Below are 12428 nucleotides of genomic sequence, written 5' to 3'. Positions count from 1 at the left end.
TTTCCCTTTCCGGCGGTTCCGACTCTATCAGATCCTTTCGGGCCTGATCCCCGGTCAGCGGGGTTTGTCTTTGCGGCTGTTGGGCCGTTCCGACGTGTCCAACCTTAGCGCGTCCTCTCGGCGATTCCCAAATCGACGCCGTTGGAGTCGATCAGGTCGTCGAGTCCCAATTCGAATTGAATTCGGGCGTGCCGAATCAACCCCGTCGGGAGGTCGAGCTGGTGGTTGGGGTGCCGCTGCTGCGGCGGAAGTGCTGCCGAAGAACCGTTACGGCTCGGTGGCAACCCGAAGAACCTTACGGATCAGCCAGGGGGGTGTCAAGCAGCCCCTGTCAAGATCTTTTCGGCCCCGGGGTCAGTCCAGGTCGGTGAGGCGCCCGCCGGCGTCCGGCTGGGCGTGCTCGACCCGGCGCAGCAGGCGCGTGAGCACTTCGCCCAGCGCCGTGCGCTCGTCGGGTGACAGGTCCTGGAGGAGGTCCTCCTCGAAGACCGTCGCCAGCCGCATTGCCTCCAGCCACTTCTCTCGCCCCTCGGATGTCAGCTCCACGATGACTCGTACGCGGTTCGACTCGTCTCGCTCACGGGTCACCAGAGATTCGGCGACCATGCGGTCGATCCGGTGGGTCATCGCGGCCGGGGTGAGGCCGAGGCGCTTGGCGAGGTCGCTGGGGCCCAGGCGGTAGGGCGCTCCGGAGAGGACGAGGGCCTTGAGGACCTCCCACTCCGTGTTGCTGATGCCGAGGGTCGAGGTCTGACGGCCGTAGGCGACGTTCATACGGCGGTTCAGGCGGGAGAGGGCCGAGACGATCTGCTCGACCTGGGGGTCGAGGTCCTGGAACTCGCGCTGGTACGCGGCGATCTGCTCTTCGAGGGTCGGCTCGCTGGGGCCGGGGGTGTCGCCCATGTGCGCAGTATCGCACGCTCGTTCTTTGCCTTGAAGTCCTTGGGTATGTACTCTTTAGGTTCGAACTTTAGTTTCGAAGTCTTCACTCCTAACTAGTGAGAGAGGTGAACGTGACCAGGGCGATGGGCGCAGCGATGCGCCGGATTCACGTGGGTAACGCACTCAGCGCGTTCGGGCTCGGCTTCACGGTCCCGTACCTGTACGTCTACGTGGCGCAGGTGCGAGGTCTTGGGGCCATGACGGCGGGTCTCGTACTCGCCGTCTTCGCTGTGGCCGCGCTGGTCGTGCTGCCGTTCGCCGGGCGGGCCATCGTCCGGCGCGGCCCGCTGCCGGTGCTGCTCGCCGCCCTGGTCACCGCCGCTCTGGGTGCCCTCAGTCTGGGGATCGCGAGCAGCGCGGCTGCCGTGCTGGTCTCGGCCTCCCTGCTGGGGGCCGGGCAGGCCGTGATGCAGCCGGCGCTCGCGACGATGATCGTCGACTGCTCCTCGGCGGACACGCGGTCGCGTGCCTTCGCCATGCAGTTCTTCCTGCAGAACCTCGGACTCGGTGTCGGTGGCCTGATCGGCGGTCACCTCGTCGACACCACGAGCGCGGCCTCCTTCACGTTGCTCTTCGCGATCGAGGCGGCGATGTTCCTGCTGCTGGTCGTGGTGATGGCGACGGTGCGGATGCCGCACGCGCCGCGGATCGAGGACGCGCCCGCGGCCGGGCGGGGCAGCTGGAAGCAGTTGATGGGCAACCGGGCCATGGTGCAGCTGTGTGTGCTGGGCTTCGTACTGTTCTTCGCCTGCTACGGGCAGTTCGAGTCGGGGCTGAGCGCTTACGGGGTCGAGGCGGCCGGGATATCGACGTCCGCGCTCGGCACCGCGCTCGCCGCCAACACCCTGATGATCGTCGTCGCGCAGTTCGCCGTGCTGCGGTTCGTGGAGCGGCGCCGGCGGTCGCGGGTGATCGCCGCTGTCGGGCTGATCTGGGCGGTGGCGTGGATCGTCGCCGGGTACGCGGGGCTCGGGCACGGGAGCCAGGAGATGGCGACGGCCGCCTTCGTCTCGACGTACGCGCTGTTCGGGCTGGGTGAGGCGATGCTGTCGCCGACCGTGGCCCCGCTGGTCGCGGATCTCGCGCCGGAGGGGATGGCCGGGCAGTACAACTCCGCGTTCGCCCTGGTCAAGCAGCTGGCGCTGGCTGTCGGGCCCGCGGTGGGCGGGCCGCTCGGGGCCTCGCTGCACGCGCCGTACATCGTGGCGTTCCTGGTGTTCTCGCTGGGGATCACCGTCCTGGCCGTGCGGTTGGGGCGGCAGCTGACCGATGTGCAGGACCAGCCGTGGCTCGCCAGGAGCCGGGTCGTGGCGCGGGGTGGCGCGCCCGTCGGCGCGGACGCCTGATCCGCCTCCCCTCTATGTGACCTGCGTGCGCGGCAGGGCGAACTCGCACCAGACCGCCTTGCCGCCGCCGGGGGTGCGGCGGCAGCCCCAGTTCGACGCGATCGTGGCCACGATGGCGATGCCGCGGCCCGATTCGTCGCCGGGTTCCGCGCGGCGGCGTCTGGGGAGGTGGTCGTCGCCGTCGGTGACCTCGATGATCAGGCGTCTGTCCGTGCGGCGCAGGCGCAGCCGCATCGGCGGGGTGCCGTGCTGGAGGGAGTTGGCGACCAGTTCGCTGGTGGCCAGGACGCCCAGGTCGTGCAGGTCGGCGGGGAAGCGCCAGCTGGTGAGGACGCCGGAGGCGAAGGCACGCGCGCGGGGGGCCGCTTCCACTCCGCCCAGCAGTTCCAGGGCGGCGTTGCGGAAGAGCTCGCCGTCCGCTCCCGTGCGGGTGGGGTGCTGGAGGACCAGGACGGCCACGTCGTCGTCGTGGTCGGGTGTCACTCCCGCGGAGCGGACCAGGCGGTCGCAGACGACCTGGGGCGTGCCGGTGGCGCCGGCCAGGGCGCGTTCCAGGGCGGCGATGCCCTCGTCCAGGTCCGCGTCGCGCCGCTCGACCAGGCCGTCCGTGTAGAGGACGGCCGTGGAGCCGGGGGTGAGGGGGATCGAGCCCGAGGCGTGCATCCAGCCGCCGGTGCCGAGCGGGGGGCCGGTGGGTTCCTCGGCGCGCAGGACCGTGCCGTTCTCGTCGCGGACGAGGATCGGCAGGTGGCCCGCGGAGGAGTAGATCAGCTTGCCCTCGTTCGGGTCGTGGATGGCGTACGCGCACGTGGCGATCTGGTTGGCGTCGATCTCGGCCGCCAGACCGTCCAGGAGCTGGAGGACCTCGTGCGGGGGGAGGTCGAGGCGCGCGTAGGCACGGACCGCCGTGCGCAGCTGGCCCATGACGGCGGCCGCGCGGACGCCTCTGCCCATGACGTCGCCGATGACCAGGGCCGTGCGGCCGCCGCCCAGGGTGATGACGTCGTACCAGTCGCCGCCGACCGCGGCTTCCGTGCCGCCGGGGTGGTAGGTGGCGGCGATCCGCAGGTCGTCCGGTTCTTCGAGTTCCTGCGGGAGCAGGGAGCGCTGGAGGGTGACGGCCGTTTCGCGCTGGCGGCGTTCGCTGGCGCGCAGGCGCTCCGCGGCTTCGGCGTGGTCGGTGACGTCGGTGGCGAAGACCAGGACGCCGCGGCCCTCGCTGCCGCCCTTGCCGTCGCCCTGGGCGACCGGGGTGCACGTGAAGCTGTAGGAGCGGCCGTCGGGTGCCTTGCGGGACTTGACCGTGCGCGGCTTGCCGCTGCGCTGGACCTGGTCCAGGAGGGGGAACAGGCCGAGGGCGTCCAGCTCGGGGAGTGCCTCGCGGGCCCGTTCGCCCAGCGGGCGGATGCCGAAGGCGGTGGTGTAGGCGTCGTTGACGTAGGCGATGCGGTGGTCGGGGCCGTGGACCAGGGCGACGAGGGACGGGACGCGGTCGAGGACCTCACGCACCCGCAGTTCGTCGACGGCGGGAACGGACGGTGTCTCGTCGGTCAGTTGTTCGGCACGGGCGGCGGGTACGGAGCCTTCCCCCCGCCGGTCCGGGGAGGCCGTCTGCTCGGTCCGCGCTGCCGCGCGGCGCTGCGTTCCGGGGAGCCGGGCGCTCCAGCGCGTGAAGTTCACGAATCCTTGCCTCGTGTAGTGGTCGGCGGCCGGCACCGGAACCGGCCGGGGCCCCGGAGGGCCCGCACCGGGGCGCGTGGTGGCGTACCCGCGGTGGTGGACCAGTCTGGCAGGGCGCGGACCGGACCGACATCCGTCAGACGCCGGGCCGGCCGCTGGAGTTCCTGGGTCCGGTCAGGACGACCCCTTCGGGTTGTGCGGGGGGTCTTGAGAAGGCTTTCCACCGGCCGCGAGTTCGAACTCCGCCCGTGGGTGTTCGAGTGAACCCAGGGAGACGATCTCCCGTTTGAACAGGCCGGCCAGCGTCCATTCGGCCAGCACCCGCGCCTTGCGGTTGAAGGTGGGCACACGGCTGAGGTGGTAGGCGCGGTGCATGAACCAGGCGGGGTAACCCTTGAGCTTGCGTCCGTAGACGTGGGCGACGCCCTTGTGCAGGCCCAGTGAGGCGACCGAACCGGCGTAGGCGTGTGCGTACGTCTCCAGTGGTTCGCCGCGCAGGGTGTGCACGATGTTGTCGGCGAGGACCTTGGCCTGGCGGACCGCGTGCTGGGCGTTGGGGGCGCACTCGCGGCCCGGTTCCGTGGCGGTGACGTCGGGGACGGCGGCGGCGTCTCCCGCGGCCCACGCGTGCGTGGTGCCGTCGACCGAGAGTTCCGGCGTGCACTTCAGGCGTCCGCGGCCGTTGCGGGGCAGGTCGGAGGCGGCGAGCACCGGGTGTGGTTTCACGCCGGCCGTCCAGACGACCGTACGGGTGGGGAAGCGGGCACCGTCGCTGAGGACGGCGACCCGGTCGGCGCAGGACTCCAGGCGCGTGTGGAGGCGGACGTCGATGTTGCGGCGGCGCAGCTCGGTGACGGTGTAGCGGCCCATCTCCTCGCCGACCTCGGGCAGGATGCGGTCGGAGGCCTCGACGAGGATCCACTTCATGTCCTCGGGCTGGACGTTGTGGTAGTAGCGCGCGGCGTAGCGGGCCATGTCCTCCAGTTCGCCGAGCGCCTCCACGCCCGCGAAGCCACCGCCGACGAAGACGAAGGTGAGGGCCGCGTCGCGGATCGCGGGGTCGCGGGTGGAGGAGGCGATGTCCATCTGCTCGATGACGTGGTTGCGCAGGCCGATGGCCTCCTCGACGGTCTTGAAGCCGATGCCGTGGTCGGCGAGGCCGGGGATCGGCAGGGTGCGCGAGACCGAGCCGGGGGCGAGGACGAGCTGGTCGTAGGACAGTCGCTGTGCGCCCGTGCCCTCCTCCTCGGTGGCCAGGGTGGCGACGGTGGCGGTGCGCTTCGCGTGGTCGACGGCGGTGGCCTCGCCGATCAGGACCCGGCACCGGTCGAGGACGCGGCGCAGCGGTACGACGACGTGGCGGGGCGAGATGGCACCCGCGGCGGCCTCGGGGAGGAACGGCTGGTAGGTCATGTACGGGTCGGGGGTGACGACGGTGATCTCCACCTCGCCCCGGCCCAGTTCCCGTTTCAGTCTGCGCTGCAGGCGCAGGGCCGTGTACATCCCGACGTAGCCGCCACCGACAACGAGAATGCCCGCACGTTCCTTCACCATCCCATGACGCACCCGTCGCTTGAGTTTGTCCACAGCCTCGACGAATTGTGTGACCGGAGCGGGAGAGCGCGCGGAGTTGGCCGGATTAGCGACCTGCGGCGCATTCGCGCAGGTCAGGAGGGGTGTTACAGGGGGCGCACGGGGGAACATTCGGGACGTATGCCGCCCGTACTCCGATCGGTGGGCGCTCTGTGCGGAACGTGCCCCTTCTGAATTGACTCCCTCTCAACTATGTTCGTGTGTCGACGGGGTGTAGGGGGAAGCTCACCGGGGTCCGCGACGGGCGGGCCGCGGAACGGGCCTGTTCCCGCGTCCCGGCATCGTATGGCGGGGAGTCTCCGGGGGGAGACGTCATTACCGGGGGAATACTTATGCATGTTCAGGACTCTCATTGGTCGCCCGCGTCCGCAGTCGCGGCGGGCGGTATGACGATGAGCGCGGCGGCGGGAGGCGGACGCGACGCGTCCCGGACCACGCCGCTGCGTGTGGACGCACAGCGCAATCTGGAGCACGTACTGCGGGCGGCGCGCGAGGTCTTCGGCGAGCTGGGATACGGCGCGCCGATGGAGGACGTGGCGCGGCGCGCGCGGGTCGGTGTGGGCACGGTGTACCGGCGGTTCCCGAGCAAGGACGTCCTGGTGCGCCGGATAGCCGAGGAGGAGACCTCCCGGCTGACCGACCAGGCGCGGGCGGCGCTCGGGCAGGAGGACGAACCGTGGTCGGCGCTGTCGCGCTTCCTGCGGACGTCGGTGGCCTCCGGCGCGGGGCGGCTGCTGCCGCCGCAGGTGCTGCGGGTCTCCGTCGAGGACGGTGCCGGTGGCCCGCGGGTGCCGCAGCAGCGGACCCAGCCGGGCACGACGGAGCTGCGACTGGTGCCCGACCAGCCTGTCGCGGTCGCCGCGGTACCGGCGGTGGCGGCCGAGGACGACGCCGGGACGACGGCGCTGCTCGAGGTCGTGGGCCGGCTCGTTGACCGGGCGCGTGCGGCCGGTGAGCTGCGGGCGGACGTGTCGGTGTCGGACGTGCTGCTGGTGATCGCCACGGCCGCGCCCTCACTGCCGGACGCCGCTCAGCAGGCGGCCGCGTCGGCCCGGCTGCTGGACATCCTGCTGGAGGGCCTGCGCTCGCGACCGGCCTGAGCCACGGGGCCCGGGGCGACCAGGCCCCGGGCCGGGTGGAGCTTCGGGGCTCGGGCGGCGCGCGTCCGGGTCCGGAAGAGAAGCAGGAGACAAGAGGGAGAGCCTTCCCCGAATGAGTGACGGCCAGTCTGCCGAGCGGTAAAACCCCACGGATGAGTGATGGTCCGAACTTCGGGCTTCTGACCATAAGCCCATATGGCACGCTGACCCGGTGGTCTGGACGGGTTGGGCGGCTGCCGGGGGCTTTCCGCGATGAGCGTTGACGGGCGGGACGAGTCGAGCGGCAGTGGGCACGGCGACGCCACGGCCGGCGGTCCGGTCCCGCCGAAGGTGCCGAGCCAGGGCGGGCGCGCGAGCGTGCCGCCCGCCGGGCACCCGGCCGACGGATCGGTCCCGGCCCAGCGCGACAGGCGCGACGACGGTGCCCTGCCGCCGCACGGGACGCCGCCGTCCGACGCCGGCCTCATCGACCGGATGCGCGCGGGCGACGACACGGCGTACGAGGAGCTGTACCGGCGCCATGCGCAAGCCGTGCGCCGGTACGCCCGCACCTGCTGCCGCGACGCCCACACCGCGGAGGATCTGACCGCCGAGGTCTTCGCCCGCATGCTCCAGGCGGTGCGCGGCGGCGCGGGCCCCACCCAGGCCGTACGCGCCTACCTGCTCACCTCCGTCCGGCGCGTCGCCGCCTCCTGGACGAGGTCGGCACGGCGCGAGCAGCTCGTCGACGACTTCGCGGTGTTCGCCGCCCAGTCCGCGCACGGGCCCGACGTGTCCGGTGACGACACGCTCGAACTGGGCGCGGACGTCCGGGCGATGCACGAGGCCGAGCAGTCCATGGCCATGCGGGCCTTCCGGTCGCTGCCGGAGCGCTGGCAGGCCGTGCTGTGGCACACCGAGATCGAGGACGAGTCCCCCAGCGAGGTCGCCACGCTGTTCGGGCTGGACGCCAACGGCACCCGCGTACTCGCCAGCCGGGCCCGCGAGGGACTCAAGCAGGCCTACCTCCAGGCCCACGTCAGCGCCACCCTCACCGGCGACGAGGGCTGCGCGCGCTACGCCGACCAGCTCGGCACCTACGCCCGCGGGCGGTTGCGCACCCGCGCCGAGCGGGGGCTGCGCAAGCACCTGGACGAATGCGCGAAGTGCCGGCTGGCCGCACTGCAGATCGAGGAAGTGGCCGGCGGTATCCCGGCCGTGGTGCCGGTCGCCGTCATCGGCTGGTTCGGGGCCGCCGGTTACGCGAAGGCCGCCGGGCTCATCGCCGGGGGTGCGGGAGCGGCCGGTGCGGCGGGGGCGGCAGCGGCGGGTGGCTCGGCCGGCGGGGCAGCCGCGACCGGCGGTGGCTCGGCCGGGTCGGCTGCTGCGGCCGGAGGGGGTTCGGCCGGTGGGGCCGCTGCGACCGGTAGTGGTTCGGCCGGTGCGGCGGGTGGTGGTTCCGCCGGTGGTTCGGCGGGGTCGGCTGCCACAGCCGGCAGTGGTTCGGCCGGTGGTGGTTCGGCCGGTGGCGGGGTCGGGGCGGCGGTCTCCGAGGGGGGCGGCGCGGCGGTGAAGGCCGGTATCGCGGCCGGTGTGGTCGCCGTGGGTGTGGTGGCGGCGGTGGTGATGGCACTGTCCGGCAACCAAAAACCGAAGGCAGAGGCCGGGGCCGACCCCTCGCCCCCTCCGCCGTCGTCGGTGGTGCGCCCGGGCGAGTCCACGCCCGTCCCCACGCCCTCGCCCTCCTCCGCACGGCCCGGACCGGGGCCGAGGCCGCCGGGGATCGAGCCCGCGCGGGCCGCGACGCCCACACCGACACCGAGCCCCAGGACCAGCCCGGGTCCCGACCCCGAAGCGACCCCGACGCCGACCCGGACGCCCGCTCCACCGCCCGCGCCTCCGAAACCGGCTCCGCCCCCCGCCCCCACACCGACGCCCACTCCCCCGCGGCAGCCTCCGCCACCCCCGCCCGCCCCGGTCGTCTACCAGTGGAGCGAACTGTCGTACGACGTCAACGGCGACGGCACGAAACCCGAGATGCGGATCGGTTCGAGCAGCTGGGTCTGGCAGCGGTCCGGCCTCTCCGTCGGCGGCCGGCGCCACGCCCACGGCGTCACCGTGCACGGCCGCTCGTCCGTCACGATCGACCTCAACCGCACCTGCGCGTCGTACGACGCGCTCGTGGGAGTGGACGACATGACGTTGAGGCTCGGCAAGGTGCACTTCTCCGTCTACGCCGACGGAGTCCGGCTGTGGCGGTCCCCGCTGGTCGAGGGCGGTGATCGGGCCGTGCCCGTCCACGTGGACCTCACCGGCCGCAGCACGGTCCGGCTGGTGGTGGAACCGCGCAGCGCCTTCGACGACCTGATGCCGGTGGACTGGGCGGAGTCCACCTTCACCTGCGGCTGACGGTCGTACGGTTCAGGCCACCGGGCCGGTGGCGTAGCTGAGGCACGCCTCGTCCAGCTCGCGCAGGACGTCGTCCGCGGTGAGGGCCGCACCCCGGGCGCGTTCCGCCTCGCAGCGGGCACGGCCCAGAGCGGCCTGGACAGCGGCCTCGGCGCGTTCGAGCGGGGGGATCTCCGGGATGGACCGCGGGCGCCCGGACCGCCAGTGGTCGCCGGTGCCGAGCAGCCGGGCCGCACGCGGGAAGTCGCCGAGGTCGGCCAGCAGTCCCGCCACGCCCTCCACGACCGTCGCCCGGACGACGTCCGAGCACCGTTTCTCCACCGCTTCGCGCAGGGCTTCGGTCGCCTTGGCCAGGCCGGAGCGCGGACCGGACTCCTTCGCGCTGATCGCGGCGTCGAGCAGGCGCAGCATCACCATGAACTGCGGGGGCGATGTGCCGGGGGTGGTGGCGAGGGCCTCCTCCCACCACGCTCGCGCCCGGCCGGTGTGCCCGTCCTCGAAAGCCATCTGCGTGCGCATCAGCAGGACGTACGCCTTGGAGTCCCGCACGCCGTACCGCTCGGCGGCGGCGGTGGCCTCGTCCAGCGAGGACTGTGCGAAGACCCGGTCGCCCGCACGGTAGGCGATCTCGGCGAGCCGGGCGATGAGGAACGGCGACTCGGCGTAGGCGCCCACCTCGTAGGCGAGCCGCAGCGCCTCCTCGTACTCGCCCTTGGCCTCCTCGAAACGGCTGCGCACCATGGCGGCCTCGCCCGCCGCGCTGCACACCTGGGCGCGCAGCCAGCGGTCGCCCGCGCGGCGGCTGAGGACCCGCAGTTCCGCGAGGTCGTCGTCGACGCCCTCCAGGGCACCGGGCCCGTCGACGACCGTGTGCACGCGGAACATCAGGGCGACGGAGATCTCCCAGTCACCGCCGTACGCACGGCAGTTGTCGACCGCGGCGTCCAGGACCGTCCGGACCTCGCTCGGGTCGCCCAGGAAGGAGGACAGGATCGGGCAGACCAGCCCGGGGATACGGGCCGCGTGCGGGCCGCCTTCCGTGTAGTGGGCCCACACCCGCTCCATGTAGGGCAGCCGCTCGGCGGCGAACGTCTCCATGGGCGCGACCTCGGTCATGAAGAACAGGTGCAGCAGGCGCACATCCATCCGCAGGGCGTGCAGGGGATGCCCCGCCTCCCCGTCCGGCGCGGTGAGGAAGTGGTCGATATGGCCGGGCCCGGCCTCGCCGCCGGGCGGTACACGGCCCGCCATGTCCAGGGCCGCACCGAGGCGCAGGGTCCGCTCGAGCCACTCCATGCCCTCGTGCCGGTAGTTGCGCAGCCACCAGAACCAGCCCATGGCCAGGGCGAGAGCGCCGGCTTCCGCCTCGTCCCCGGCGGCGAGGGCCCGGTCGAGGGCCGCGCGGATGTTGTCCAGCTCGGTCTCCAGGCGGGAGATCCAGGGCAGTTGGCCGGCGGAGCGCAGCTGCGGATCGGCCCGCTCGGCGAGCGCACGCGCCCAGGCGCGGTGCCGGAGCTCGGCGGTGGCGCGCAGCGGCGGGGTGTCGGCGGCGCGCTCGACGGCGTACTCGTGGATGGTCTCCAGCATGCGGTACCGCATGCCGGGGGAGCCGTCGTCCGCGCCGGGGGCCGCCACGACGAGGGACTTGTCGACGAGGGCCCCGATCAGCTCGGCGGCGGGCCCGGAGCACACGGCCTCGGCCGCCGTGAGGTCCCAGCCGCCCGCGAACACGGACACCTCGCGCAGCATCGTCCGCTCGGCGTCGTCGAGGAGGTCCCACGACCAGTCGACGACGGCGCGCAGGGTCTGCTGGCGGGGCAGGACGGTACGACTCCCGGAGGTGAGGAGGCGGAAGCGGTCGTCGAGGCGGTCGGCGATCTGCCGGGGCGTGAGCAGCCGGAGCCGCGCCGCCGCCAGTTCGATGGCGAGCGGCAGCCCGTCCAGCCGCCGGCAGATCTCCGCCACCGCCTGCTCGTCGCGGAGCACGGCCTGCGCGTCGGGACGGACGGCGGTGGCCCGCTCCGCGAACAGCCGGCGCGCGTGGTCGGGGCGCAGGGGCTCGACCGGGCGGACCGACTCGCCCGGGATGCCGAGGGGTTCCCGGCTGGTGGCCAGGATCGTGAGCCCCGGGCAGCGGGTCAGCAGGGTCTCCGCGAGGTGGGCGGCGGCGCCGATGACATGTTCGCAGTTGTCAAGGATCAGAAGGAGGCTGCGCGGCGCGCAGAACTCCACGAGCAGCCCGACCGGGTCGTCCTGCACGGCCGTGAGCTCGCTGGTCATCAGCATGGTCTCGCGCAGACCGAGCGCGCTGACCACCGCTCCCGGTACCGCCTCGGGCCGGTCGAGCGGGGCGAGCTCGGCCAGCCATGCCTGCGGGAGCCCGGCGGCGGCTTCCTCGGCGAGACGGGTCTTGCCGGAGCCGCCCGGTCCGGTGAGGGTGACGAGTCGGGCCCCGCGCATGTCGGAACGGATGGCGGCGATCTCGGGTTCCCGGCCGACGAAAGAGGTCAGACGCGGGCGGATGGCCCCCGGCCGGGTGCGCTCGCGCTCGCGCTCCGGCGGCGGGGGCGGGCGCTTCCCGTCTTTCGGGGCGGAGTCGAGCAGTTCGGCGTGGAGGGCGCGCAACCGGGGCCCGGGGTCGGTGCCGAGGCCTTCGGCCAGGGCACGGCGGGCGGTCTCGTACGCGGCGAGGGCGTCGGCCTCCCGTCCGGTGTCGCGCAGGGCGCGGATGAGGAGGGCGTGCAGCGGCTCGTCGTAGGGGTGTACGGCGGTCAGCTCGCGCAGCTCGGGTACGACGTCCGGCCCGTGTCCGAGCCGTAGCCGGGCCTCCGCCCGGGCCCGGGTCGCCTCCAGGCGTCTGGCCTCCGGGCGGGTGGCGGCGGAGCGGTCGGGGAGGTCGGCGAGGGCCGGGCCGTGCCAGAGGGCGAGGGCGGCGTCGAGGTGCCGTTCCGCGAGGGCGGGATCGTCGGCGGTCAGGGCGTCGATGCCTTGCCGGACGAGCCGTTCGAAGACGAAGAGGTCGATGTCGTCCTTGCCGGCCGTGAGTCGGTAGCCGCCCGTCTCGGAGGTGACGGCGTCCTTGCCGAGGGCCCTGCGGAGACGGCCGACGAGGGCCTGGAGGGCGGCGGGGGCGTCCTGGGGCGGGTCCTCGGCCCAGACCTCGTCGATCAGCGCCTGGGGAGTGACGACGCGGGAGGGACGCAGGGCGAGGGCGGTGAGCAGGGCACGGAGACGGGGACCGCCGATGGGTACGACCGAGCCGTGTTCGTCCTCTGCCGTGGTGACGCCCAGGATTCTGTACCGCACGGGCTCATTGTCGCCGGGGTGGTGGTGAGGGGCGGGGGGTTTTCCGTGCGGGGCGTTGCGCGGGGGTGTGGGC

The 12428-nt window shown here is 73.0% G+C and carries 7 protein-coding genes; 3 read left to right on the top strand and 4 right to left on the bottom strand.

What is annotated here, in order from left to right; all coding sequences use genetic code 11:
• Positions 1 to 354 precede the first annotated feature (354 nt).
• On the bottom strand, positions 355 to 903 hold the full coding sequence (locus AB0B29_RS21555; protein WP_104778914.1) for a MarR family winged helix-turn-helix transcriptional regulator: 549 nt from the start codon (positions 901 to 903) through the stop codon (positions 355 to 357).
• 122 nt (positions 904 to 1025) lie between these two features.
• Here AB0B29_RS21555 and AB0B29_RS21550 point away from each other — a divergent pair, with 122 nt between their 5' ends.
• Complete coding sequence (locus tag AB0B29_RS21550; RefSeq protein ID WP_362242045.1) at positions 1026 to 2288, top strand: MFS transporter; 1263 nt, start codon at positions 1026 to 1028, stop codon at positions 2286 to 2288.
• Between the two features lie 12 nt (positions 2289 to 2300).
• On the opposite strand, the gene AB0B29_RS21545 is transcribed toward AB0B29_RS21550, so the two are convergent.
• On the bottom strand, positions 2301 to 3968 hold the full coding sequence (locus AB0B29_RS21545; RefSeq protein WP_362241984.1) for an ATP-binding SpoIIE family protein phosphatase: 1668 nt from the start codon (positions 3966 to 3968) through the stop codon (positions 2301 to 2303).
• 174 nt (positions 3969 to 4142) lie between these two features.
• Complete coding sequence (locus AB0B29_RS21540) at positions 4143 to 5522, bottom strand: NAD(P)/FAD-dependent oxidoreductase (protein WP_362241981.1); 1380 nt, start codon at positions 5520 to 5522, stop codon at positions 4143 to 4145.
• 371 nt (positions 5523 to 5893) lie between these two features.
• Between AB0B29_RS21540 and AB0B29_RS21535 the strand changes: the two genes are divergently transcribed.
• Both AB0B29_RS21535 and AB0B29_RS21530 read left to right on the top strand, forming a co-directional pair.
• Positions 5894 to 6661 carry a TetR/AcrR family transcriptional regulator gene (locus AB0B29_RS21535; protein WP_362241978.1) on the top strand — a complete coding sequence of 256 codons (768 nt, stop codon included), beginning with the start codon at positions 5894 to 5896 and terminating at the stop codon, positions 6659 to 6661.
• Positions 6662 to 6913: 252 nt separating this feature from the next.
• Positions 6914 to 9049 (top strand): sigma-70 family RNA polymerase sigma factor, encoded by a 2136-nt coding sequence (locus AB0B29_RS21530; RefSeq protein WP_362241976.1) that lies wholly within the window; start codon positions 6914 to 6916, stop codon positions 9047 to 9049.
• A gap of 12 nt (positions 9050 to 9061) precedes the next feature.
• Here the strand turns inward: AB0B29_RS21530 and AB0B29_RS21525 are convergent, their stop codons facing one another.
• A complete protein-coding gene (locus tag AB0B29_RS21525) occupies positions 9062 to 12355 on the bottom strand; it encodes a BTAD domain-containing putative transcriptional regulator (RefSeq protein WP_362241974.1) in 3294 nt (1097 codons plus the stop codon).
• Positions 12356 to 12428 lie beyond the last annotated feature (73 nt).

It is taken from the genome of Streptomyces tibetensis (assembly GCF_040647715.1).
Classification (GTDB): Bacteria; Actinomycetota; Actinomycetes; order Streptomycetales; family Streptomycetaceae; genus Streptomyces; species Streptomyces tibetensis_A.
Note: the sequence above shows the minus strand (reverse complement) of the source record. Positions and strands in the feature narration are given on the sequence as shown.